General features: G+C 69.1%; 20 protein-coding genes. 3 read left to right on the top strand and 17 right to left on the bottom strand.

Features of this window, described 5'->3' with window-relative positions; translation table 11 throughout:
- Nucleotides 1-15 precede the first annotated feature (15 nt).
- Complete coding sequence (locus ACFFII_RS12575) at nucleotides 16-984, top strand: zinc ABC transporter substrate-binding protein (protein WP_377699219.1); 969 nt, start codon at nucleotides 16-18, stop codon at nucleotides 982-984.
- On the opposite strand, the gene ptsP is transcribed toward ACFFII_RS12575, so the two are convergent.
- Both ptsP and ACFFII_RS12565 read right to left on the bottom strand, forming a co-directional pair.
- Nucleotides 981-3,218 carry a phosphoenolpyruvate--protein phosphotransferase gene (ptsP, locus tag ACFFII_RS12570; RefSeq protein ID WP_377699218.1) on the bottom strand — a complete coding sequence of 746 codons (2,238 nt, stop codon included), beginning with the start codon at nucleotides 3,216-3,218 and terminating at the stop codon, nucleotides 981-983. The two genes, ACFFII_RS12575 and ptsP, sit on opposite strands and share 4 nt — an antisense overlap.
- A gap of 54 nt (nucleotides 3,219-3,272) precedes the next feature.
- Nucleotides 3,273-4,529, bottom strand: a complete 1,257-nt coding sequence (locus ACFFII_RS12565; protein ID WP_090756653.1) for an aspartate kinase — start codon at nucleotides 4,527-4,529, stop codon at nucleotides 3,273-3,275.
- A gap of 426 nt (nucleotides 4,530-4,955) precedes the next feature.
- Here ACFFII_RS12565 and ACFFII_RS12560 point away from each other — a divergent pair, with 426 nt between their 5' ends.
- Nucleotides 4,956-7,352: a Hint domain-containing protein gene (locus tag ACFFII_RS12560; RefSeq protein WP_377699217.1), complete on the top strand. Its 2,397-nt coding sequence runs from the start codon at nucleotides 4,956-4,958 to the stop codon at nucleotides 7,350-7,352.
- Between the two features lie 66 nt (nucleotides 7,353-7,418).
- Here ACFFII_RS12560 and ACFFII_RS12555 read toward each other — a convergent pair whose 3' ends face one another.
- The 3 genes from ACFFII_RS12555 to ACFFII_RS12545 are packed head-to-tail and all read right to left on the bottom strand — an operon-like array spanning nucleotide 7,419 to nucleotide 9,620.
- A complete protein-coding gene (locus ACFFII_RS12555) occupies nucleotides 7,419-7,835 on the bottom strand; it encodes a DUF1178 family protein (RefSeq protein WP_090756649.1) in 417 nt (138 codons plus the stop codon).
- Nucleotides 7,836-7,894: 59 nt separating this feature from the next.
- Entirely contained in the window at nucleotides 7,895-9,100 is a 1,206-nt protein-coding gene (locus ACFFII_RS12550) for a 3-deoxy-D-manno-octulosonic acid transferase (RefSeq protein WP_377699216.1), read from the bottom strand.
- A gap of 31 nt (nucleotides 9,101-9,131) precedes the next feature.
- The gene (locus ACFFII_RS12545) at nucleotides 9,132-9,620 is read right to left on the bottom strand and encodes an iron chelate uptake ABC transporter family permease subunit (RefSeq protein WP_377699215.1); all 489 of its coding nucleotides are present in this window, start codon (nucleotides 9,618-9,620) and stop codon (nucleotides 9,132-9,134) included.
- 378 nt (nucleotides 9,621-9,998) lie between these two features.
- Here ACFFII_RS12545 and ACFFII_RS12540 point away from each other — a divergent pair, with 378 nt between their 5' ends.
- Nucleotides 9,999-10,610 (top strand): cytochrome b, encoded by a 612-nt coding sequence (locus ACFFII_RS12540; protein WP_377699214.1) that lies wholly within the window; start codon nucleotides 9,999-10,001, stop codon nucleotides 10,608-10,610.
- Nucleotides 10,611-10,623: 13 nt separating this feature from the next.
- Here ACFFII_RS12540 and ACFFII_RS12535 read toward each other — a convergent pair whose 3' ends face one another.
- The 12 genes from ACFFII_RS12535 to hutI form a co-directional block, all read right to left on the bottom strand.
- Nucleotides 10,624-12,156: a D-arabinonate dehydratase gene (locus ACFFII_RS12535; RefSeq protein WP_377699213.1), complete on the bottom strand. Its 1,533-nt coding sequence runs from the start codon at nucleotides 12,154-12,156 to the stop codon at nucleotides 10,624-10,626.
- 72 nt (nucleotides 12,157-12,228) lie between these two features.
- On the bottom strand, nucleotides 12,229-13,038 hold the full coding sequence (locus ACFFII_RS12530; protein WP_377699212.1) for an amino acid ABC transporter ATP-binding protein: 810 nt from the start codon (nucleotides 13,036-13,038) through the stop codon (nucleotides 12,229-12,231).
- A 4-nt stretch (nucleotides 13,039-13,042) separates the two neighbouring features.
- Nucleotides 13,043-13,708, bottom strand: a complete 666-nt coding sequence (locus ACFFII_RS12525; RefSeq protein WP_377699211.1) for an amino acid ABC transporter permease — start codon at nucleotides 13,706-13,708, stop codon at nucleotides 13,043-13,045.
- Nucleotides 13,708-14,355, bottom strand: coding sequence for an amino acid ABC transporter permease (locus ACFFII_RS12520; RefSeq protein ID WP_377699210.1), 648 nt, complete (start codon nucleotides 14,353-14,355; stop codon nucleotides 13,708-13,710). Before ACFFII_RS12520 ends, ACFFII_RS12525 begins: the two co-directional genes overlap by 1 nt.
- A 54-nt stretch (nucleotides 14,356-14,409) precedes the next feature.
- Nucleotides 14,410-15,222, bottom strand: coding sequence for a transporter substrate-binding domain-containing protein (locus tag ACFFII_RS12515; RefSeq protein WP_377699209.1), 813 nt, complete (start codon nucleotides 15,220-15,222; stop codon nucleotides 14,410-14,412).
- A gap of 136 nt (nucleotides 15,223-15,358) precedes the next feature.
- Complete coding sequence (locus ACFFII_RS12510; protein WP_377699208.1) at nucleotides 15,359-15,925, bottom strand: HutD/Ves family protein; 567 nt, start codon at nucleotides 15,923-15,925, stop codon at nucleotides 15,359-15,361.
- Nucleotides 15,922-17,604: a urocanate hydratase gene (gene hutU, locus ACFFII_RS12505; RefSeq protein WP_377699207.1), complete on the bottom strand. Its 1,683-nt coding sequence runs from the start codon at nucleotides 17,602-17,604 to the stop codon at nucleotides 15,922-15,924. Before hutU ends, ACFFII_RS12510 begins: the two co-directional genes overlap by 4 nt.
- Nucleotides 17,605-17,615: 11 nt before the next feature.
- Complete coding sequence (locus tag ACFFII_RS12500; RefSeq protein WP_377699206.1) at nucleotides 17,616-18,758, bottom strand: acyl-CoA dehydrogenase family protein; 1,143 nt, start codon at nucleotides 18,756-18,758, stop codon at nucleotides 17,616-17,618.
- Nucleotides 18,751-19,947 carry a CaiB/BaiF CoA transferase family protein gene (locus ACFFII_RS12495; protein ID WP_377699205.1) on the bottom strand — a complete coding sequence of 399 codons (1,197 nt, stop codon included), beginning with the start codon at nucleotides 19,945-19,947 and terminating at the stop codon, nucleotides 18,751-18,753. The genes ACFFII_RS12500 and ACFFII_RS12495 overlap by 8 nt, the downstream gene beginning before the upstream one ends.
- Nucleotides 19,944-20,747: an N-formylglutamate deformylase gene (gene hutG / locus ACFFII_RS12490; RefSeq protein ID WP_377699204.1), complete on the bottom strand. Its 804-nt coding sequence runs from the start codon at nucleotides 20,745-20,747 to the stop codon at nucleotides 19,944-19,946. Before hutG ends, ACFFII_RS12495 begins: the two co-directional genes overlap by 4 nt.
- A complete protein-coding gene (gene hutH / locus ACFFII_RS12485) occupies nucleotides 20,744-22,264 on the bottom strand; it encodes a histidine ammonia-lyase (protein ID WP_377699203.1) in 1,521 nt (506 codons plus the stop codon). Before hutH ends, hutG begins: the two co-directional genes overlap by 4 nt.
- Nucleotides 22,258-23,436, bottom strand: a complete 1,179-nt coding sequence (hutI, locus tag ACFFII_RS12480; protein ID WP_377699202.1) for an imidazolonepropionase — start codon at nucleotides 23,434-23,436, stop codon at nucleotides 22,258-22,260. The genes hutH and hutI overlap by 7 nt, the downstream gene beginning before the upstream one ends.
- Between the last annotated feature and the right edge of the window lie 38 nt (nucleotides 23,437-23,474).

Below are 23,474 nucleotides of genomic sequence, written 5' to 3'. Positions count from 1 at the left end.
CTATAACGATGCCGCTTGATCCAGAGCGGAGCCGAAGAATTGTTGCGATCCCTTCTTGCCGTGGCCTTGGCTTCCGTCGTCCTGCCCGCCTGGGCCGAGCCGCCCCGCGTCGTGACCGACATCGCCGCCGTCCATTCGCTGGTGTCGCGGGTGATGGAGGGCGTGGGAGAGCCCGAGCTGCTGATCCCAGCGGGCGCCTCGCCGCATTTCTATGCGTTGAAGCCATCGGACGCCCGCAAGCTGCGGGACGCGCAGATCGTCATCAAGATCGGGCCGCAACTGTCACCTTGGATGGACCGCCCGCTGACCTCGCTGGCGCAGGGGGCGCAGCGGCTGCGGCTGCTGGAACAGCCCGGCACGATCACCCTGGCCGCCCGCACCGGCGCGACCTTCGAGCCGCACGAGCACCATGGCGACCATCACCCCGGCACCGGCGAGGAGGACCACGATCATGATCATGATCACGGCCATGCGGCGATCGATCCCCATGCCTGGCTTGATCCCGAGAACGGCAAGATCTGGCTGCCCCTGATCGCCAAGGCCCTGTCCGACCTCGACCCCGAACACGCGGCCGACTACAGCGCCAATGCCACGGCGGGGGCGGCCGAGATCGACTGGGCCATGGCCGACACGCGCGCCGCGCTGGCCTCGGTGCAGGACCTGCGCTTCATCGTCTTCCACGACGCCTACCAGTATTTCGAACACCGCTTCGGCCTGAACGCCGCGGGGGCCATCGCGCTCAGCGACGCCTCGCCGCCCGGTCCTGCCCGGATCGCCGAACTGCGCGAGCGGGTCGAGGCGCTGGACGTCACCTGCGCGCTGACCGAGCCGCAGTTCGACCTCGACCTGGTGCGCACGGTCTTCGACAGCCATGACATCAAGACGGCCGTGGTCGATCCGGCGGGCTCGGCGCTTCCCCTTGGGCCGGACATGTATCCCGAACTGATCCGGTCTGTCGGCGCTGCACTGACGTCCTGCAACTAGCCTTCGGCCAGGAAGCGGGTCACCGCGGGACGCAGGTTGGTCGTGCCGCGCGCCCGTTCGGCATCGATCAGCGCGTGCAGCGCCCGCAGGTCGGTGCGGCGCAGCAGCGCCTTGACCGGCCCGATCGAGGCCGGCCGCATCGAAAGGGTCTTCAGCCCCAGGGCGGCCATCACGGTCGCCTCGATCGGCCGGCCCGCGTCCTCGCCGCAGAAGCTGAGCGGCACGTCCAGCGCGGCGCAGCGGTTCACGATCATCTCGACCAGGTTCAGGAAGGGCACCGACAGCGTGTCATAGCGCTTGCGAACCCGTTCGTTTTCCCGGTCGGCGGCGAAGAAGAACTGCTTGAGGTCGTTGCCGCCGATGGAAATGAAATCGCATTGGCGGAAGAAGGCGTCGGGCGCGAAGGCGAGCGACGGCGTTTCCAGCATGGCGCCGATGCGCAGGCTGGTCGGCGGGACATGGCCCAGCGCCGCTTCGCGTTCCAGCTGCGCCAGCAGCATGGCGCGGCCTTCGTAATATTCGTCGCAATCCGCGATGAAGGGGAACATGACATGCAGGTCGCGCCCCTCGGCCGCGCGGATCAGGGCCTGCAGCTGCATCTGCAACACGCCGCGCTTTTCCAGCCCCACGCGGATCGCGCGCCAGCCCATCGCCGGGTTCGGCTCGTCGATGCGCTTCATGTAGGGCAGGACCTTGTCCGAGCCGATGTCCAGCGTGCGGAAGATCACGGGCTTGCCGCGCGCGTTGTCCATGACACGGCGATACAGCGCCGCAAGCTCGCTGCGCTTGGGCACGCGGGTGCGGATCAGGAACTGCAGCTCGGTGCGGAAAAGCCCCACCCCTTCAGCGCCCGAGCCTTCGAGGCTGGGCAGGTCGGCCATCAGCCCCGCGTTCATCAGCAGCCGGACGGTGGTGCCGCAGGTGGCAGTGGCAGGCAGGTCGCGCAGGCCCGCGTAACGCTTCTGCGCCTCGGCCTGCATGGCAATCTTGTCGCGGAAGGCGGCGGCGACGGTGTCCTCGGGGCGCAGGTGGACGACGCCCGTGTCGCCATCAACCAGGATCGGGTCGCCGTTCAACGCCTCGGCCGTGATGCGCGCGGCATGGATCACCAGCGGGATCGACAGCGAGCGCGCGACGATCGCCGCATGGCTGCCGACCGAGCCTTCCTCCAGCACGACGCCGCGCAGGCCCCGCCCGTATTCCAGCAGTTCGGCCGGGCCGATGTTGCGGGCGACCAGGATCGGGTTCGGGGGCATGGCAAGGCCGGTATCCTGCCCCTGCCCCGTCAGGATGCGCAGCAGGCGGTTCGACAGGTCGTCCAGGTCGTGCAGGCGGTCGCGCAGATAAGGGTCGGCCGTGGCCTCCAGCTTGGCGCGGGCGTGGGACTGTTCCTTTTCCACCGCGGCCTCGGCGGACAGCCCGAGGTCGATGTCCTCCTCCATCCGGCGCAGCCAGCTGCGCGAGCGGGTGAACATCCGGTAGGTTTCCAGCACGCCCTCGCCGTCGCCCCCCGTGAGATCGGCGGCGGTGACCATCTCGTCCACGGTCTGGCGCAGCATGGCGACCGCCTCGCCCAGGCGCGCGCGTTCCTTTTCGGGGTCGTCGGCCACGGGGTTGGTGATGACGACGCGCGGCTCGTGCAGCCAGACCTGCCCCTCGGCCGCGCCCTCCTGCCCCGTCACGCCGCGAAAGACGGCCGGCAGGCGGTGCGCCGAAAGCTGGGCGTCGTTGCTCAGGAAGGCCCCGAGTTCGGCCATTTCGGCCAGCACCATCGCCACGACCTCAAGTCCGTAGATCTCGTCCTCGGAATACCGGCGCGCATCACGGGACTGGACGACCAGCACCCCGAGCTTTTCCCCGACCCTCTGGATCGGCACGCCCAGGAACGAAGGGAAGATCTCCTCGCCCGTTTCGGGCATGTAGCGGAAGCCGGGTTCCGAGGGCGCGTTCGCCGTGTTGATCGCGCGTCCGGTGCGGGCCACGCGGCCGACCAGCCCTTCGCCCAGCCGCAGCCGGGTCTGGTGCACGGCCTGCCGGTGCAGCCCCTCTGTCGCACAAAGCTCCAGCGTGTCGGGGTCGCGGAACAGGTAGATCGAGCAGACCTGCGTTCCCATCGAATCCGCGATGTGATGGGTAATGCTGTCCAGCCGCGCCTGCCCGTCGCCGGGGGCAGCCAGCGTGTCCCGCAGCCGCTTCAGCAGCTTCCGCGATTCGCTGTCCGTCCGCTCGGGCATGGGTGGCGCGTTCCTTTCCGCGATCACGAGCGTGCCGTGACCGACGCGCGTCAATCAGGCCTTTTCCAGCTCGAAGGCATCATGCAGTGCCTGCACGGCCAGTTCCATATACTTGCGGTCGATCAGCACCGAAATCTTGATCTCGCTGGTTGAGATGACCTTGATGTTGACGTTCTCGTCGGCAAGTGCCCGGAACATGCGCGCGGCGACGCCTGCATGCGACCGCATCCCGATCCCCACGACCGAGACCTTGGCCACGTCCGTGTCCACCGCCAGATCGTCATAGGCGATCTTGCCGTTGGCGCGGGCTTGTTCCATCGCCTTGCGGGCGCGTTCCACCTGGTTGACCGGCACCGAGAAGGTCATGTCGGTCACGGCGCCGGGGTGATCCTCGTAGTCGCGTTCCGAGATGTTCTGGACAATCATGTCCACGTTGACGCCCGCCTCGGCCAGCGGCTCGAAGATGGCGGCCGAGATGCCGGGACGGTCCTCGACCGTGACCAGCGTGATCTTGGCCTCGTCGCGCGAATAGGCGACGCCGGAAACAACCTTGGATTCCATGATTTCATCCTCAGCACAGACCAGCGTGCCGCTGGTTTCGTCGGTATCCTCGAAGGACGACAGCACCCGCAGGCGCACGTTGAAGCGCATCGCCAGCTCGACCGAGCGCGTCTGCAGCACCTTGGCGCCCAACGAGGCCAGTTCCAGCATCTCCTCGAAGGCGATGCGGTCGAGCTTGCGCGCCTTGTCGCTGATGCGGGGGTCGGTCGTGTAGACGCCGTCCACGTCGGTATAGATGTCGCAGCGTTCCGCCCCGAAGGCGGCGGCGAAGGCGACCGCCGTGGTGTCCGAGCCGCCGCGGCCCAGCGTGGTGATGCGCCCGTCCGGGCCGATCCCCTGGAAGCCCGCGACCACCGCGACCTTCATGCCTTCGGCGAATTTCTGATCGATGTTGGCGCGCGGGATCGACACGAACCGGGCCGCGCCGTGCTGGTCGGTGGTGTTGATCGGCACCTGCCAGCCCTGCCAGCTGCGCGCGGGCACGCCCATTTCCTGCAGCCGCAGCGCCATGAGCCCGGCGGTCACGTTCTCGCCCGAGGCGACGACCGCGTCGTATTCCCGCGCGTCATACAGGCGCGAGGTGCCCTCGACCCAGCCCACGAGCTCGTTGGTCTTGCCCGACATGGCGCTGACGATGACGATGACGTCATAGCCCCGCTCGACCTCGCGCTGCACCTTTCGGGCGGCATTCGCGATGCGGTCGAGGTCGGCCACCGAGGTGCCGCCGAATTTCATCACCAGAAGCGGCATCCAGATAGCCCCCCAGTCAGCAGGATCGAACGGCAGGCTCTTAGGGCGGCACCCGCGCAAGGGCAAGGGCGGCAGAGGCACAACCCGCCGCAAGGTCACTCGCCATGACGGGTCATGCAACTTTGCAGGGAACCTTTTTCTTGCTAAACTACTTTAACGGGTTTGAAGCCCGACGATTCAGCCGCCTCGGCGGTTAGCAGTCTGTATGTTGTTGGTGTCCCGCGGATCGCCTGACGTTCCGCATCGGTTCGCGTTCCTGTTCGTCGCCTGCAGCCAAGATGCGGACGGAATGCGACATGTGCCTTGTATCGATAATGCCGACTCCCTGCCCACGCCGGCTTCCTGCCTTGGCGTGCACGCGAGCGCGCGCGATATGGCCAGATCTGACCCGTTCGCAGGATCATTGCAGAACGGAGTGAGATACAGATGGCAAGCGTTACCTATCCGGGCTTGTACCTCGGTCGGCTGACCGAGATGGATACCAACGAGCAGGTCGCAGGTGCCGAGACCTACGCACCGCTGGTGGGCAGAGCCTTCGGCACGTCTTCAGTACCACTTTATACCACCAGTACGCGCATCACGCTGAACGACGACAACAACGATGGCTCGGTGGGCTTCGACCACAACGGCTCGACCGAAACCATCAGGTATACTCTTGGTGACACGACCCAGGCCCATCGGCTGGACATCGGCGTGCTGGTTCAGAATGTCACCGTCATCCAGAGGGTGGATGCCACGACCACCCGGGCGATTACGGCCCAGATCAGGCTTGTCCAGGACACAAGCGGAAACGTCTTCATGCTTCCGCCCCGGACCACGAGCACGGGAACCGGTGAGCAGCAGCTTTCCGAGCTCCCTATTGTCAGTGTCCAGTTGCCGGCGCTTACAACCGGAGCCACGTCGAACTATTCGTCGAGCTTCTCTAGCTTGTCGGCTTCCCGCACAAACCTTGCGGGCTTCCGTGACGGTTACGTGGACGGCACTGACGCCAACGACAGCATCGTTGCAGGATCCTACACCGGCGACATTGACGGCGACCGCGTCGACAACAACGACGCGATCCTGCCTGGCGCGGCCGGCAACGACGACTTCATCCGCGCCGGTCTCGGCAACGACACCGTCTGGGGGGGCGCCGGGGCCGACTCGATCCGCGGCGGCGACGGCGACGACTCGCTTTACGGCTACACCAGCGCAACGGTGGACGATGGCGCGAACGACTCGCTGGATGGCGGTGCGGGCAACGACCAGCTCTTCGGCGGCGGCGGCAACGACCTGCTGATCGGCGGCACCGGGCTGGACACGCTGAATGGCGGCACGGGCGCCGACACCATCTATGGCGACGACACCCTGGGCACCGACCCACTGGGCGGGGCGGATTCGATCGACGCGGGCATCGGGAACGACTCGGTCGTCGCGGGCTTCGGCAACGATACGGTGATCGGGGGACTGGGGGCCGACACCATCCAGGGCGGCGCGGGCGATGACCGGATCTTCGGCGACGATACCCTTGGCACCGACAGCCTGGGCGGTGCCGACAGCATCGACGCGGGCACCGGCAACGACTCGGTCGTCGCAGGCGCGGGCAATGACACCGTAACCGGCGGGCTGGGGGCCGATACCGTCCAGGGCGGCGCGGGTGCGGACGTGATCTACGGCGACGACAGCCTCGGCACCGAGACGCAGGGCGGTGCGGACCTGCTGTCGGGCGGAGAGGGCAATGACACGATCCTCGGCGGCTTCGGCAACGACACGCTGCAGGGCGACGCGGGCGACGACTCGCTGGTCGGCGGCGAGGGCAGCGACTCGCTCGTCGGGGGACTCGGCGCGGATACGCTGGTCGGCGGCAACGGCGACGACTTCCTGAACGGCGGCGAGGGCAGCGACCTGCTGTTCGGCGGCGCGGGCCGCGACACATTCGTCGCGGGTGCAGGCGACTCGATCGAGGACTTCAACACCGGCAGCGACCTGCTGAGCCGCGATTTCGTCGATCTCTCGACCTATTACAACGCCGCCAACCTGGCGCTGTGGAACCAGGCCAACCCGAGCCAGCAGTTCAACAACCCGCTGGCCTGGCTGCGCGCCGACCAGGCCGACGGGCGGCTGACCATGCTGGGCGGCCAGAACGGCCTGCCCACGCTGGACCTGGCGATCCGGAACAGCGGCACGGCAGTCGCGGGCGTGGCGCTGGATGCGACGAACACGGGCGTGCTGTGCTTCGGCGCCGACGCGCTGATCGAGACGGAAGCCGGCCCCGTCCCGGCGGGCGAGTTGTCCGTGGGCGATCTGGTGCGCACCCGCGATGCGGGCCTGCAGCCCCTCCGCTGGGTGGGCCGCCGCGTCATGACCCGGGCCGAGTTCGAGGCCGCACCCCACCTGCGCCCCATCCGCATCCGCGCGGGCGCGCTGGGGGCGGGCACGCCTTCGGCCGACCTGATCGTGTCGCCCCAGCACCGGGTCCTGGTCCGTTCGAAGATCGCGCAGAAGATGTTCGGCACGAACGAGGTGCTGGTCGCCGCCAAGCAGCTTCTGCTGGTGGACGGCATCGACATCGCGCAGGACCTGGAAGGCGTGACCTATGTCCACTTCCTGTTCGACGACCACCAGGTTGTCTGGTCGAACGGCGCGGAAACTGAATCGCTGCATCCCGGCCGGACCGCGCTGGACATGGCAGGCGAGGCCGCGCGCGAGGAAATCCTGGCGCTCTTCCCCGAACTGCGCGACGGCAGCTTCACGCGCCCGTCGGTTCGCGTGCTGGCCTCGGGGCGGATGGGCCGCAAGCTGGCAATGCGCCATGCGCAGAACCGCAGGCCTCTGGTCGCCTGACCCAGCCCTGCCCTGCCGATGACACCGAAAAGACCGGCTCCGCCGGTCTTTTTCCTGTGTCGGGCGTCAGCTCAGCTTGCGGGTGGCGCGGAACGGCAGGGGGGCCACGGGGATGCCGTCCTCAAGAAGCTGGCGGGCCTCGTCGGGGCGGGCCTCGCCGTGGATCAGGCGCTCGGGGATCTTGCCCTCGTGCATCGCCCGCGCTGTCGTCACGAAGCTTTCGCCGACGTAATCCGAGTTCTCCTCGACATGGCGGCGCAACTCGCGCAGCGCCTGTTCCAGCGCCGAGCCGGGATTGTCGAGAGGGCGCGCGCTGTCATCCCGCGGGATCGCGGGGGCCATGGGGGCCTTGGCGACCTCGTTGCTGCCGCAGATCGAACAGCTCACCTGCCCCTCGGCACTCAGCGTGTCGAAACCCGCGGCCGAGCGGAACCAGCCGTCAAAGTCATGTCCCTTGTTGCAGCGCAGCGCGTAACGGATCATTCCGGTCATCCCTCCAGCCGGCTGGATATAAGCATTCTCCAAGCCCGGCGAAAGCCGGGTCACGCGGGCGTGGCCAGGGCCAGCAGGCGCGTCACCAGCGGGGCGGGATCGGGCGCGGCCCGGTCCAGTGCGGCGCGTGCCGCCTGCCCCATCGCCCGGCGGGCGGGCGGGTCGGCAAGGATTGCGCCGAGGGTCTCGGCCAGCGTCTCCGCCTCTACCGGGCGCGCCGCGCCCCCGGCATCAAGCGCCGCGTAGTCGGACTGGAAGTTCGCGACATGGGATCCGTGCAGAAGGGCGCAACGCCAGGCGGCGGGCTCCCACGGCGTATGGCCGCCCCTGTCCACCAGAGAGCCCCCGGTGAGGCAGGTGCCTGCCGCCGCATAGGCCTCGGCGAGGACGCCCAGGCGGTCGATCAGCAGGACGGGCGGTGCGCCTGCCCCGGCAAGGGCTCGGTCGCCCAGGCGCTCCACCGGGAAGCCCTGTGCAGCGATCAGGCGCGAAACCTCGTCGGCGCGCCGGGGATGGCGGGGCGCGAGGATCAGCCGCAGGTCCGGAAAGCGCGCGCGCAGCGCGGCATGGGCGGCAAGGATCGGCGCCTCCTCGCCTTCGTGGGTCGAGGCGGCCAGCCAGATGCCATCGCGCGCCGGCGACTCCTCCGGCGGCCGGATCGCGGCGGGGCCGAGCAGCTTGAGGTTCAGCCTCGGCGCGAGCGCCCGTTCCGGCAGGCCCAGGGCGCGCAGATGCGCCTCGGTCCCCTCGTCCTGCGCCGAGAGCAGGCCGAGACCGGCGAGGACCGGCCCGATCAGCCCCCGCGCCCTGCCCCAGCGAGCCGCCGAGCGCGCCGACATCCGTGCCCCGATCACCGCCTGCGCGATTCCACGGCGGCGCGCCTGCGCGGCACGGTTGGGCCAGATCTCGTTCTCGACGGTCAGCATCAGCGCGGGCCGCGCGGCGTCAAGAAAGCGGCCCAAGGCCCCCGGAACGTCCAGCGGCGCAAGGCGGGCAGGCAGGCCCCAGCCCTGCGCCACGGCGCGGCCGGTGTCCGTGTTCGCCGTCACCAGCACCGGGCGTTCGGCGGCCAGCGTCTCGATCACCGGACGCGCCGAGTTCAGCTCGCCCACGCTCGCCCCGTGGACCCAGATGCCGCCCGGAATGGCCGGTGGTGGGTCGTCCAGCACCATCCTCTGGCGCAACGCCGCGCCCGCCAACGGCGAGGTCGCGCGCAGGGCCGCGTCGGCAAGCGTGGTGGCGGCGCGATAGATCATCGGGACTCCCTCGAAGCGCGGGTGATGCCTTTCACACCGTCTCGTCGTCGATCAGCACCACGAGACGACCGCGAGAGCAACGCTCGACCCGCGCCTTGACGCCATAAACCTTGGCCAGCATGTCGGGGGTGACGACGTCGATCACGCCCACCGTCGGTACGGCAGACGCCGCAAGCAGGCTGATGCGCAGCAGCGACCAGCGCCGCAGCCGGGCAACATCCACGCCGCAGCTGCGCGCCTGTTCCTTGCCCAACCGCAACGCGGTCAGCTGGCATGCGGCCTTCAGCGAGAACGGCGCAATGACGGCCAGCACCACGGCCAGCACGGTGACGCTGGGCCAGCTTGCCCCCGCCACGCTGCCCATTGTCCAGAACGCCAGCTGCTGCAGCGCGTCCGCCGAGGCGACGAACTGCAGCAGCGACAGGAATGCCCCGGCGGTGAAGTTCAGCGCGATGCCGCAGAGGATCAGCACCTCGGGGCCGCTTCCCTTCAGCCGCCCCATCGGTTGCAGCAGCGCCAACGCGCTCAGCGAGAAAAAGGAAGGCGTTGGCCGACACGCTCCAGACCGCAGGCAGGCCGGGCAGGCTGAGGACCGGCGGCTGCGAGAAGAAATGGACGTAAGCCAATGGGACGCCCGCGGCCTCGACCTGCTCGCGTGCGCGTTTCATGCCGGGATCGCCCGCGTCCATCAGCAACAGGACGCGCGGCAAAGTCGTCCGGCCACAACTCGCGAGGCATGTCAGTCGAGAAGTCGTCCGTCCGAAGCCTCCGGCCTGCAACGGATCCGCAGGGGCGACTGAATTCCGGCAACGAGTCTCGTCAACTTTCTGCCAGCCCTTTGGACCTGCGCCACAATTTGCATTATGGTCCCCGCAGGCCGGCAACCGCAGGAGCACAGATGACCGACACGCGACAGGCGATCCAGACACCCGTGCGGGGCCGGGCTGCCGGTCCCCTGCCCTTCCGCGACACGCATGCGGTTTATGGCCGGATGAGCCGCGTCCTTCACTGGACCATCGCGGTGCTGATCCTCTACCAGTTCGTCGGCATGGGCCTGCGGCTGATCTTCGACAAGCAGCCCTGGCTTTCGCCCTTTGTCGCCTATCACCAGCCGGTGGGCACGATCCTGTTCCTGCTGATCGTGGTCCGCGCCCTGTGGGCGCTGTCGAACCGGACCAATCGCCCCGCTCATGGCCACCATTTCTGGGGCCGCGCGGCCTCGCTGGGCCATGCGGTGCTGTATGTCGTCATGCTGGCGGTGCCCACGATCGCGCTGATCCGGGCTTATGGCAACAACCGGGAGTTCGCGCCCTTCGGCTTCACGATCTTCCCCGCGCAGGAGCCGCCGATCGGCTGGATGGTCAACCTGGGCGGCCTGCTGCATGGCGAACTGGGCTGGCTGCTGTCGATCCTGATCGCAGGGCACATCATCATGGTCGGCGTCCACGAAGCCATGTGGCGCGACGGCACGCTGGCGCGGATGCTGGGGCGCAAGGGCCGGGCGGGCTGACCGCCCGGCCCTTTCAGGTGATCGCGCCGACCTGCCAGGGCACGAACTCGTTGTCGCCATAGTCGAACTGCTCGGACACCGTCTTCTCGCCCGAGGCGACGGCGAGGATCAGGTCGAAGATGCGCTGTCCCGCGGCCTCGATGGTGTCGGTGCCGCGGGCAATGTCGCCGCAGTTGATGTCCATGTCCTCGCGCATGTGTTCGAACATCGCGGTGTTGGTGGCGATCTTGATGGTGGGCGCGGGCTTCCAGCCGGATACCGAGCCGCGCCCGGTGGTGAAGCAGACGACATTGCAGCCGCCCGCCACCTGCCCCGTCACGGCGGCCGGGTCGTAGCCGGGCGTGTCCATGAAGGTGAAGCCCTGCGCCGTCACGGGTTCGGCATATTCATAGACCGCGTTCAGCGGCATGGACCCGCCCTTGGCGACCGCGCCCAAGGACTTTTCCAGGATCGTCGTCAGCCCGCCTTCCTTGTTCCCGAAGGAGGGATTGTTGTTCAGTTCCGCCCCGTTGCGCGAGGTGTAGTCGCGCCACCAGTCGATCCGGTCCAGCAGCTTCTGGGCGACCTCGGGCGATTTCGCGCGCCGCGTCAGCAGATGCTCGGCGCCATAGATCTCGGGCGTTTCCGACAGGACGGTGGTCGCGCCGTGCCGCACCAGCAGGTCCGAGGCGTAGCCCAGCGCCGGGTTCGCGGTGATGCCCGAATAGCCGTCCGAGCCGCCGCATTCGAGCGCAACCTTGAGGTGGCGCAGCGACTGTGGGCTGCGCCGGGCCGCATTCACCTGCGGCAGCATCTGGCGGATCATGTCGCAGGCGGCGTCGATGGTCTTCCGCGTCCCGCCAAGCTGCTGGATCGTCATGGTCCGGAAGCGGTCGCTTTCCTCCAGCTTGTAATGCTCCATGATGGGGCGGATCTGGTTCACCTCGCAGCCCAGCCCGATCATCAGGATGCCACCGAAGTTCGGATGCGTGGCATAGCCCTTGATGACGCGGGTCAGGTATTCGTAGCCCTCGCCCTTGGTGCCGATGGCGCAGCCGCTGCCGTGGGTCAGCGCGACCACGCCGTCCACGTTGTCGAAGCCCTGAAGCCCGCCCTGCCGGTTGAAGTGCTCGGCGATGTAGCGCGACACGGTGGCCGAGCAGTTCACGGTCGAGATCACGCCGATGTAGTTGCGCGTCCCCACGCCGCCCAGACCCCGGTCATAGCCCATGAAGCTCGCCCGCTCGGCCTCGGGCAGAAGGCCGGGATCTCGGTTTTCCACGCAGAAGGCATGGTCGGGGTGGCTGTCGACCATCGCGAGGTTCTGCAGGTGGACGTGCTCGCCCGGCGCGATGGGTCGAGAGGCCAGGCCGATCACCTGCCCGAACTTGCGCACCTCCTCGCCCTTGGCAATGGCGCGAAGCGCGATCTTGTGGCCGCGCGGGATCGGCTCGACCGCGACGGGGCCCTCCGGGCCGGCAGCCTCGCCCGCCTTCAGGCTGCGAAGGGCGACGGCCACGCTGTCGGCGGGGTTCAGGAGGATGGCGGGGTTTTCGTCAGGCGACATGGTGGGTCCGGGGCTTGGCTGCGGCGCCGAAGCGGATCACGCCTCGGCCCCCGCCGTCAAGGCCGACCCTGATCACAGCTCCAGCGAGTTCCGCTCGAGGTAGCCCTGCAGGAAGGCCGCGAGCCGCCTGTCGCCGGGATTCTGGAAGATCTCGGCGGGCGCACCCTCGGCCACCAGCTCGCCCCGTTCCATGAAGACCACGCGGTCGGCGACATGGGCGGCAAAGCCCATCTCGTGCGTGACGACGACCATCGTCATGCCCTCGGCCGCAAGCTGCTTCATCACGCCCAGCACCTCGCCCACAAGCTCGGGGTCCAGCGCCGAGGTCGGCTCGTCGAACAGCATGATGCGCGGCTGCATGGCAACGGCGCGCGCGATGGCCACGCGCTGCTGCTGGCCGCCCGACAGGCGGCTGGGGTGGTTCCCGGTCTTGTCGCCCAAGCCCACCTTGGCCAGCGCCTCGGCCGCGATCTCGTGCGCGCGGGCGCGGGGGATGCCTTTCACCCGCTCCAGTCCCTCGGCCACGTTCTGCAGCGCGGTCATGTGCGGCCACAGGTTGAACTGCTGGAAGACCATGCCGATGTCGCGGCGCATCTCGCGCAAGGCGCGCCCGCCCATCCGCCTGCCGCCGACGCTTTCGTAGCCGATCAGCCGGTCGTCGATCCAGATGCCGCCGCGGTCATATTCCTCAAGGAAGTTGATGCAGCGCAGCAGGGTGGACTTGCCCGAGCCCGAGGGCCCGATCAGGCAGGTCACCTTGCCCGGCGGGATCACCAGGCTCACGTCCTTGAGCGCCTGGAACTCACCGTAGAACTTGCAGACGTTCTCCAGCCGGGCCGAGGCGGGGTTGACCGTTCCGGTCAGCGAAGGGGCAAGGGTCACGGCTTCAGCTCCGGTCCAGCAGGTAATGGGTGGCGCGGCGTTCCAGCCGGCGCCCGATGCGCGAGATCGTCTCGACGAAGACCCAGAAGAACAGCGCCAGCACCAGGGTCGATTCCGCGAAGGCGAAGGTTTCGGCCATCATGGTCTGGGTTTCGAACATGATCTCGGGGACGGTGATCATCGACAGGATCACGGTTTCCTTGGTCAGGATGATCGAGAAGTTGACCAGCGCCGGCAGCGCCGAGACCAGCATGACGGGGATCATGATCCGCCGCAGGATGGTCGCGGGAGCAAAGCCCATGGCACGCGCGGCCTCGATCTGGCCCACCGGGACGGCGTTCAGGCCCGCGCGGAAGATCTCGGCGAAATAGGGACTGCCGTAGATCGTCAGGCCCAGAAGGCCCGCCGGCATCGCATCCAGCCGCAACCCCAGCATGGGCGCGCCGTAATAAAGAACAAACAGCTGCACGAGGAAGGGCGTGCCGCGGATGAATTCGACATAGGCGCGCAGGATCCACTGGAGCGGACGGGCCGACACGCCGCGATGGACCAGCGCCAGCACGAAGCCCAAGCCCATGGCGCAGGCCGTGCCCACGATCCAGCAGAAGATCGTGACGCTCAGGCCCCGCAGCAACGCCGGGCCGTATTCGCGGAAAAGGTCGAACTCCATCACCAGGCGAGCCTCCGTTCCAGGTTGCGGCCAAGGGCTGCGATGACGAGGTTGATCGCCAGGTACAGGAAGGCGGCGGTCAGGTAGATCTCCAGCGGGCGGTAGGTGGCCGAGGCGATGGCCTGGCTCATCCGGGTGATTTCCACGATGCCCACGACCGTCACCAGCGAGGACGCCTTGACCAGAAGGATCAGCTCGTTGACCAGCGCGGGCATCGAGATCTTCAGCGCCTGCGGCAGAAGGATCCGGGTCCAGATGTCGCGGGGCGCAAGGCCCACGGCCATGGCGGCCTCGGCCTGCCCCCGGGGAATGGCGTTCAGCGCGCCGCGCAGGATCTCGCTGATATAGGCGGCGGCGCAGAGGCCCACGGTGAAGATCGCGGCGGCCAGCGCAGGGACGTTCACGCCCACCAGCGGCAGAAGGTAGAAGGCCAGCAGAAGCTGGATCAGCAGGGGCACGCCCCGGAAGAAGCTGACATAAACGCCCGCGAAGGCGCGCGCGGACGGGGCGCGCGACACGGCGGCCACGCAGATCAGGGCGCCGAAGATCAGCCCCAGAAAGCAGCCCGCGCCCGAGATCAGCAGCGTGTAGCGGGCCGAGGCGGCCAGCACGGGCAGGTTGTCGATGATAGTCTGGAACGAGAACATTCAGCGCCCTTCGGGAGATGCGGGCGGGCCGCGCAAGGGCCCGCCCACGGGGGATCACATCGCAGGCATTTCCTTGGGCAGCGCGGTCGCGGTGCCGAACCATTTTTCCTGCATGGCGGCAAGGCGCCCGTCGTCCTGAATCTTGACCAAGGCGGCGTTCATGGCCTCGATCAGCGACTCCGAACCCTCCTTGCGGGTCACCCAGGCGAAGTACTTGGGCTCGCCGAAGGGCGGCTGAACGGTCTCGAAGACGTCGGGGCGGGTCTTGGCCAGATAGGCGAGGTTCGGAGCCGAGCCCGCGACCGCGTCCAGGCGGCCGGCGGCCAGGTCGGCATAGGCTTCATCCGGTGAGCCGTAGCCACGGATGGTGAAGCCGCCCAGCGTCTCGGAATAGGCCTCGAGCTGCTTCTCCTGCGCGGTGCCCTTCTGGATGCCGACGGTCTTGCCCTTGATGTCCTCGGGCTTGGTCAGGCCGCCGCCCTTGCGCTGCACCAGCGCCACGGTCGCGTCGCTGATCGGCAGGGTGAAGGCGTAACGCTCCATCCGCTCGGGCGTGATGGTGACGGGCGCGTTCACGAAGTCGAACTTGCTGACCTCCAGGCCCGGCAGGATCGAGGCCCAAGGCAGGTCCTGGTATTCTGGGGTCACGCCCAGTTCCTTGGCGACCTCGTCGAACAGCTCCTTGTTGAAGCCGGCATACTGGCCGTTTTCCAGCATGTCGAAGGGGGCATAGTGCATCTCGGTCGCGGTGGTGATCTTGCCCGCCGCCTTGATGTCCTCCAGCATGTCGGCCAGCGCGCCGGTCGCGGTCAGCGCAAGCGCCGTCGCCCCGAACAGGGCCGCGCGCAGGGTGGTGCGAAGTGTCATCTTTCTCTCCTGTCGTGGCCTTGGGTGATCCGTGCGGCTCGGCCGTGTCCGGACGGTTTGTCGTGGCGCGCGTCACCGTGACGGTGATGCGGGCCGGATCGCAAGTCACAAGATGCCGCGCCGGAACTGGTCCTTGTCATGACCGGGCGTCCTGCCTGTTTTCCGGGCAGTCGAGGACCACTGCAAGAGGCCTGCCCCGATCCACCCTGCCCTGCACCGGACCCGCGCCCTCGGCCAGCAGCGCGTCGCCCGGCGCAAGGTCGAAGCCCGCGGCCGACACGGCGCCCCGGGCGACCAGCGCGACCGTTCCGTCCGGCAGGCCGTCGCCCAGCGAAAGCTCGACCATCCGGTGCGAGAAGGCCCCGCGCCGGGTCATGATGTTCAGGTCCAGCACCGGCCCCGCATCCAGCCCTGCGTGAACCGGCGCCTCGCCCGGAAAGGACAGGGGCGGGCTGTCCGCCGCCAGGACGACCTCGGCCCCGCCGAAGGACAAGCGCATCGGCCCGCCCTCCAGCACGGCCAGGGTGCGGTCGATGCCGGGGAAGGCCGAAAAGGGGCCATCCGCCGCCACCTCGGCCATCGACAGCCGCGCGTCGAAGCCGGACAGGTCCGCGCCGTCCGGCCAGATGGCCAACTCATGCGTGACGCCGCCGCCGTTCTTCCAGCGGGTGGCCCTGCCCTCGCCCCGGCGCACGAGCCTCACTTGAGGATGCCCGGCAGGTTCAGCCCGTGCTCGCGCGCGCAGTCGAGCGCGATGTCATAGCCCGCGTCGGCATGGCGCATGACGCCCGTGGCCGGGTCGTTCCACAGCACGCGCTCGATCCGCCGGTCGGCATCGGCGGTCCCGTCGCAGCAGATGACCATACCCGAGTGCTGGCTGAAGCCCATGCCCACGCCGCCGCCGTGGTGCAGCGACACCCAGGTCGCGCCCGAGGCGGTGTTCAGAAGCGCGTTCAGCAGCGGCCAGTCCGACACGGCGTCCGAGCCGTCCTTCATCGCCTCGGTCTCGCGGTTGGGGCTTGCCACGGACCCCGAGTCGAGGTGGTCGCGGCCGATCACCACCGGCGCCTTCAGCTCTCCGTTCCGCACCATCTCGTTGATGGCAAGGCCCGCGCGGTGGCGGTCGCCGAGGCCGATCCACATGATGCGCGCGGGCAGGCCCTGGAAGGCGATGCGGTCGCGCGCCATGTCCAGCCAGCGGTGCAGGTGCTCGTTCTCGGGGAACAGCTCCTTCATCTTCGCGTCGGTCTTGTAGATGTCCTCGGGGTCGCCCGACAGCGCGGCCCAGCGGAAGGGGCCGACGCCGCGGCAGAACAGCGGGCGGATATAGGCGGGCACGAAGCCGGGGAAGGCGAAGGCGTTTTCCAGCCCCTCCTCCAGCGCCACCTGGCGGATGTTGTTGCCGTAGTCGAGCGTGGGCACGCCCGCGTTCCAGAAATCGACCATGGCCGCGACGTGGTCCTTCATGGACGCGCGGGCGGCGGCCTCGACCGCCTTGGGGTCGGTTTCCTGCTTCGCGCGCCATTCCGCGACGGTCCAGCCTTTCGGCAGGTAGCCGTGCAGCGGGTCATGCGCGCTGGTCTGGTCGGTCACGATGTCGGGGCGCGGACGGCCCGCCTTCATGCGGCGGACGAGTTCCGGGAAGACCTCGGCGGCGTTGCCGATGAGCGCCACGGACTTGGCCTCGCCCTTGGCGGTCCAGTCCGCGATCATGGCCAGCGCCTCGTCCAGCGAATGGGCCTTGGCGTCGCAATAGCGGGTGCGGATGCGGAAGTCGGCCCGCGTCTCGTCGCATTCCACGGCAAGGCAGCAGGCCCCGGCCATCACGGCGGCCAAGGGCTGCGCGCCGCCCATGCCGCCCAGGCCCGCCGTCAGGATCCACTTGCCCTTCAGATCGCCGCCGTAATGCTGGCGGCCCGCCTCGGCAAAGGTCTCGTAGGTGCCCTGAACGATGCCCTGCGTGCCGATGTAGATCCAGGACCCGGCGGTCATCTGGCCGTACATGGCCAGACCCTTCTTGTCCAACTCGTTGAAATGGTCCCAGTTCGCCCAGTGCGGCACCAGGTTCGAGTTGGCGATCAGCACGCGCGGCGCGTCCTTGTGGGTGCGGAAGACGCCCACGGGCTTGCCCGACTGGACCAGCAGCGTCTCGTCCTCGTTCAGCTTGCGCAGGGATTCGACGATCCGGTCGAAGTCGTCCCAGGTGCGCGCCGCCCGCCCGATGCCGCCATAAACGACCAGTTCGTGCGGGTTCTCGGCCACGTCGGGATGCAGGTTGTTCATCAGCATCCGCAGCGGCGCCTCGGTTAGCCAGCTTTTCGCGGAAATCTCGGTGCCGGTCGGGGGGAAGACGTCGCGGATGTTGTGACGGGGGTTGTTCATGTCCGGTCCTTTCAGGAAAGCAGCTGGCCCGCGATGATGTTGCGCTGGATCTCGGACGAGCCCTCGTAGATCCGCATGATCCGCAGGTCGCGGGCGTATCGCTCCAGCGGGAAGTCCCTGGTGTAGCCGTAGCCACCGTGGATCTGGATGGCGGTGTCGGCGATGCGACCCGCGGCCTCGCTGGCGAACAGCTTGGCGCGGCTGGCCGCGGCGGTGAACCGCTGGCCCGCGTGGCGCTGGCGGGCGGCCTCGTGGCCCAGAAGCTCGGCGGCGTTCAACTCGGTCGCCATGTCGGCCAGCATCCACTGGATGCCCTGGCGACGGCCCAGCGGCTCGCCCCCGATGATGCGCGACTTCGCCCATTCGACCGAGGCCACCAGCGCCGCGCGGGCGATGCCCACAGCCATGGCCGCGACCTCGACCCGGCCGTTGTCCAGCACCTTCATCGCGGTGCGGAAACCCGAGCCCAAGGGCCCCACGCGGTTCGCGTCCGGGACGAGGCAGTCGAAGTCCAGTTCCCACACATGGCCGCCGCGCAGGCCGGTGGTCTGTTCCACCCGGCCCGGCACCAGACCGGGCGTGCCCTTTTCCACCACGAAGGCGGAAATGCCGCGATGCGCTGCCTGGGGGTCGGTCACGCAATAGACCACGATGAAATCGGCCACGCCGCCATTCGAGATGAAGCACTTGCGGCCCTTGATCCGCCAGCCGTCGCCCTCGCGCACCGCGCGGGTGCGCATGTCGGCGGGATCGGACCCGGCGTTGGGTTCCGTCAGCGCAAAGGCGCCCAGCATCCGTCCCTCGGCAGCGCTGGGTAGGATATGGGCGCGCAGGGCGGCGTCGGCGCCGATCAGGATGGAATCCGTTGCCAGGTAATGCGCCGTCAGCGCCGACACGGTCGAGCCGCAGCCGCCCGCGACCGCCGCCACCGCCTCGAACAGGGCATGGGCCGAGATGTCCGCCCCGCCCCATGCCTCGGGCAGGTTCGCGCCCATCATGCCGGTTCCGGCCAGCGCGGCCAGTTGCGCGTGGACAAAGGCGCCGGTCTCGTCCGTATCGGCTGCGCGGGGGGCAAGCTCCTCGGCGGCGAAGCGCGTCATCATGTCGAGGAAGGCGTTCTCCTCGGGGGTCATCAGGTGGGCGAAGTCAGGCAAGCGTCGTCTCCTGCACGATGCCGGCCTCGATCAGACCGGCAATCTGGTCGGTGGTCAGGCCCAGGCGTTCGAGCACGGCGCGGGAATCGCCGCCCAAGGCAGGGGCGCCACGGGGGGCCAACGGCTTCTCGGCCCCGAAGCGGACGGGCTGGCCCACGACCGGGGACCGGCCCAGCCGGTGGTGCGGCAGTTCGGACACCAGCGCCCGCGCCTGGGCGTGGGGCGAGGAAAGCTGCTCGGCCAGCGTCTGGATCGGCGCGGCGGGGATGCCGGCCGCCGACAGCGCACCCACGACCTCGGCCGTGGGGCGGATGGCGGTCCAGTCCTCGATCATGGCGCGCAGGGCAGGCTCATGCGCGGTGCGATCCTCGTCGCTGGCAAAGCGGGGGTCGTCCGCCGCCTCGGGTGCGCCGATCAGCCCGGCCAGGGCGCGGAACTGGCGCGCGCCGAGGACGGCGATGATCGCGTGGCCGTCATCCGTGCGGAAGGCGCCGAATGGGGTGGACAGTGGATGGCGGTTGCCCACGCGTTCCACGCTGCGGCCGGCGTAAAGATGCAGCGCGTGGCTGGTCGGCAGCATGGCCACAAGGCAGTCCAGCATGGCCACGTCCAGCGTCGTTCCCTGCCCCGTGCGCGCGCTGCCGATCACCGCCGACAGGATGGCGATCACGGCGTAAAGGCCTGCGGCGATGTCGCCCAGCGCCTCGCCCACCTTCAGGGGTTGGCCGCCGTCCTCGCCGGTCGCGTCCATCCAGCCGGACATGGCCTGCACGACGATGTCATAGGCGGGCAGTTCCGCCGAAGGCCCCGACTGGCCGAAGCCCGAGATCGAGCAGACCACGAGCCGCGGGTTCCCCTGCCGCAGGCGCTCGGCGCCCAAACCCAGCCGCTCGGCCACGCCGGGGCGGAAGTTCTCCACCACCACGTCACAGGTGCCCGCGATGCGGCGGGCCAGCGCCTGCCCGTCCGGCGACTTGAGGTCGATGACGACCGACTTCTTGCCCCGGTTGGTCAGCGCGAACAGGGCCGATTCGCCGTTCCGGAACGGGCCGATATGGCGGTAATCGTCGCCCTGCGGCGGTTCCAGCTTGATGACCTCGGCGCCCAGGTCGGCCAGGATCGCGGTGGCGAAGGGCCCCGCCAGCACCCGCGTCAGGTCGAGGATGCGCAGTCCGTCCAGCGGCTTCATGGCGCCAGCTCCGGCGCGAGGGCTTCCAGCCGGGCGAGGATTTCGCCTAGCGGCTTGCGCATCGCGGCGGCCTTGGCGGGGTCGAGGTCGAAGGGCGGGGCCTCGGTCGCCAGATGGGTGGACTGCGCCAGTTCCATCTGGATCGCGTGGACGCCGTCCTGCGGCCGGCCATAGTGGCGCGTCGTCCAGCCGCCCCGGAAGCGGCCGTTCACCACCCAAGGGCGGCCGGTCGCGGCGGCGACCTCCTGCGCGGCGGCCTCGATGGCCGCGGCGCAGGACGTGCCATTGGCGGTGCCGATGTTGAAGTCGGGCAGCACGCCCTCGAACAGGAAGGGGATCACCGAGCGGATCGAGTGGCAGTCATACAGGATCGCCACGCCGTGCTTCGCCCGCACCCGCTCGATCTCGGCGGAAAGCGCCGCGTGATAGGGCGCGTGAAAGCGCGCGAGCCGGTCGGCCACATCCTCGGGCGTGGGCGGCTCGGTCCAGATCGGCTGGCCGTCGAAATCGGTGACCGGGACCAGTCCGGTGGTGTTCTGGCCGGGATAAAGGCTCTCGTCCTCGGGTCCCCGGTTCGCGTCGATGACATAGCGGTGGAAACTCGCCCGCACCGTTGTCGCACCGGGCAGGAGGTCCGCGTAAAGCCGATGGATGTGCCAGTCGGTGTCGGCCAGCGTTCGGCCGCGCTCGTTCAGCCGGAAAAGGATGTCGTCCGGCAGCCATGTGCCGGTGTGAGGCAGGCCCAGGATCACGGAGTTGTCGCCCCGGACGACCTCGACAGGATCGGGCGCGGCGCTCATGAGGCGATCTCCACGCCGGCGGCAGCGGCCAGGGTGCCGTTTTCGACCAGGTCCTGCGCGGCCAGCAGGTCGGGGGCGAGATAACGGTCCTCGCCCATCGCGGGCACGCGGGCGCGCAGGGCCGCCATCACGCGCGTGAGGGCCGCAGAGGTAGTCAGCGGCGCGCGGAACTCGATCCCCTGGGCCGCGGCGATCGCCTCGACACCGAGGATCACGGCCAGGTTGCGCGTCATCAGCCCCAGCCGCCGGGCGCCGTGGGCGGCCATGCTGACGTGATCCTCCTGGTTGGCCGAGGTGGGCGTCGAATCCACCGAGCAGGGGTTGGCGAGATGCTTGTTCTCGCTCATCAGCGCGGCGGTGGTGACCTCGGCGATCATCAGCCCGCTGTTCAGCCCCGGCGCCGGGGTCAGGAACGGAGGCAGGTTGAAGTTCAGCGCGGGGTCCACCATCAGCGCGATCCGGCGCTGCGCGATGGACCCGATCTCGGCCACGGCCAGCGCGATCTGGTCGGCGGCGAAGGCCACGGGTTCCGCATGGAAGTTGCCGCCCGAGACGATCGAGCCGTCCGACAGCACCAGCGGGTTGTCGGTGACCGCGTTCGCCTCGATCAACAGCGTGCGGGCGGCAAAGCGCAGCACGTCCAGGGCCGCGCCCGTCACCTGCGGTTGGCAGCGGATGCAGTAAGGGTCCTGCACGCGGGTGTCGCCCTCGCGGTGGCTTTCGCGGATGGCGCTGCCCTCCAGCAGGGCGCGGATGGCGGCGGCGACCTCGATCTGGCCTTGGTGGCCACGCAGCGTGTGGATCTCGGCCCGCGTCGGCGCGGTCGAGCCCATGATGGCGTCGGTGGACATCGCGGCCGTCACGACCGCCGCCCGCGCGCAGGCCATGGCGCGGAACAGGCCGATCAGCCCCAGCGCGGTCGAGAACTGCGTCCCGTTGATCAGCGCGAGCCCTTCCTTGGCACCCAGCGTCACGGGGGCCAGCCCCGCCCGCGCCAGCGCCTCGGCGCCGGGCAGGCGTTCGCCGCCGACAAAGGCCTCGCCATGGCCGATCATCACGGCGGCCATGTGCGCCAAGGGCGCCAGATCGCCCGAGGCGCCGACGCTGCCCTGTTCCGGGATCACCGGGGTCACGCCGCGCGCCAGCATCGCCTCGATCAGTTCGACGATGACCGGGCGCACGCCCGAGGCGCCGCGTCCCAGCGACAGCAGCTTCAGCGCCATCATCAGCCGCACGGCAGGTGCATCCAGCGCAGGTCCCACGCCGCAGCAATGCGACAGGATCAGGTTCCTTTGCAGCGTCGCGGTGTCCTCGGGGGCGATACGGACCGAGGCGAGCTTGCCGAAGCCGGTGTTCACGCCATAGACCGCCGCGTCGCCCGCAGCCGCCGCCTCGATGCGGGCGGCCGAGGCCACGATGCCGGGGCGGGCCGCGTCGTCCAGGCGGACCGCCAGCCCCTCGCGCCAGATGGTTTCCAGCTGCGCCAGCGTGGCGGCGCCGGGGGTCAGGATCAGCATGGCTTGCCCTCGAAATAACGGCGGTGAAGCGGATTGAAGCCGATCCGGTAGGTCAGTTCGGCCGGATGGTCGACGTTCCAGACGGCGAGGTCGGCGCGCAGGCCGGGTTCCAGCCGCCCGCAGTCGGTCAGCCCCAAGGCGCAGGCGGCATTGGCGGTCACGCCGCGCAGGCATTCCTCGGGCGTCAGGCGGAAGAACGTCGCGCCCATGTTCATGGTCAGCAGCAGCGAGGTCAGCGGCGAGGTGCCGGGATTGCAGTCGGTCGCCAGCGCCATGGTGGTGCCCGCCTCGCGGAAGGCGGCGATCGGCGGGGCCTGCCTTTCGCGCAGGGTGTAGAAGGCGCCGGGCAGCAGGGTCGCGACGGTGCCCGCCTGCGCCAGCGCGGCAGCGTCGGCTTCGTCGGCATATTCGACGTGATCGGCCGACAGGCCGCCGCGCTCGGCCACCAGCCGGCTGCCACCCAGGTGCGAGAGCTGCTCGGCATGCAACTTGACGGGCAGGCCAAGCTCGGCGGCGACATCGAACAGCCGCGCCATCTGCGCGACGGAAAAGGCGATCCCCTCGCAGAAGCCGTCCACGGCATCGACCAGCCCCTCGGCATGGGCCTGCCGCAGGCCAGGGATGGCGACCTCGTCCAGATAGGCGTCGGCGCGGTCCTTGTATTCGGGCGGCACCGCGTGGGCGGCGAGCCAGCTTGTAACGATCCGCACCGGGCGCTCGGCGGCCAGACGTCGCGCGGCGCGCAGCATCTTCAGTTCGTCCGCGACCGTCAGGCCGTAGCCGGACTTGACCTCGACTGTCGCCGCCCCCTCGGCCAGCAGCGCGTCGAGGCGCGGCAGGGCGCTGGCGACCAGCTCGTCCTCGGACGCGGCGCGGGTGGCGGTCACGGTCGACAGGATGCCGCCGCCGGCGCGCGCGATCTCCTCGTAGCTTGCGCCCTGCAGGCGCATCTCGAACTCGCGCGCGCGGTCGCCGCCGAAGACCAGATGCGTGTGGCAGTCGATCAGGGCGGGCGTGACCAGGCGGCCGCCCATGTCCTCGCCCTCGGCATCCCCCTGCCCCAGGGCGGCAATGCGCCCGTTTTCGATCCGCAGCCAGCCCTTGTCGATGACGCCGTACCCCTCGCCGGTCAGCGTCACGAAGCGGGCGTTGGCAAGAGTGAGCGTCGTCATGGCGGGTCCGATTCGATCTTGATGAGGCGTTTTATGTC

Source organism: Paracoccus niistensis (assembly GCF_042432925.1).
Classification (GTDB): Bacteria; Pseudomonadota; Alphaproteobacteria; order Rhodobacterales; family Rhodobacteraceae; genus Paracoccus; species Paracoccus niistensis.
The sequence above is the reverse complement of the archived record's forward strand: the minus strand, read 5'-3'. Positions and strand labels throughout refer to the sequence as shown.

Bases quoted from the DNA above. Each gene is read 5' to 3' on its own strand.
- hutU (WP_377699207.1), bottom strand. From the start codon at position 17,604: ATGAACAACCCCCGTCACAACATCCGCGACGTCTTCCCCCCGACCGGC.
- ACFFII_RS12540 (WP_377699214.1), top strand. From the start codon at position 9,999: ATGACCGACACGCGACAGGCGATCCAGACACCCGTGCGGGGCCGGGCT.
- ACFFII_RS12520 (WP_377699210.1), bottom strand. From the start codon at position 14,355: ATGTTCTCGTTCCAGACTATCATCGACAACCTGCCCGTGCTGGCCGCC.
- hutH (WP_377699203.1), bottom strand. From the start codon at position 22,264: ATGCTGATCCTGACCCCCGGCGCCGCCACGCTGGCGCAGCTGGAAACC.
- ACFFII_RS12515 (WP_377699209.1), bottom strand. From the start codon at position 15,222: ATGACACTTCGCACCACCCTGCGCGCGGCCCTGTTCGGGGCGACGGCG.
- ACFFII_RS12535 (WP_377699213.1), bottom strand. From the start codon at position 12,156: ATGTCGCCTGACGAAAACCCCGCCATCCTCCTGAACCCCGCCGACAGC.
- ACFFII_RS12565 (WP_090756653.1), bottom strand. From the start codon at position 4,529: ATGCCGCTTCTGGTGATGAAATTCGGCGGCACCTCGGTGGCCGACCTC.
- hutI (WP_377699202.1), bottom strand. From the start codon at position 23,436: ATGACGACGCTCACTCTTGCCAACGCCCGCTTCGTGACGCTGACCGGC.
- ACFFII_RS12550 (WP_377699216.1), bottom strand. From the start codon at position 9,100: ATGATCTATCGCGCCGCCACCACGCTTGCCGACGCGGCCCTGCGCGCG.
- hutG (WP_377699204.1), bottom strand. From the start codon at position 20,747: ATGAGCGCCGCGCCCGATCCTGTCGAGGTCGTCCGGGGCGACAACTCC.
- ACFFII_RS12560 (WP_377699217.1), top strand. From the start codon at position 4,956: ATGGCAAGCGTTACCTATCCGGGCTTGTACCTCGGTCGGCTGACCGAG.
- ACFFII_RS12495 (WP_377699205.1), bottom strand. From the start codon at position 19,947: ATGAAGCCGCTGGACGGACTGCGCATCCTCGACCTGACGCGGGTGCTG.
- ACFFII_RS12525 (WP_377699211.1), bottom strand. From the start codon at position 13,708: ATGGAGTTCGACCTTTTCCGCGAATACGGCCCGGCGTTGCTGCGGGGC.
- ACFFII_RS12555 (WP_090756649.1), bottom strand. From the start codon at position 7,835: ATGATCCGTTACGCGCTGCGCTGCAACAAGGGACATGACTTTGACGGC.
- ptsP (WP_377699218.1), bottom strand. From the start codon at position 3,218: ATGCCCGAGCGGACGGACAGCGAATCGCGGAAGCTGCTGAAGCGGCTG.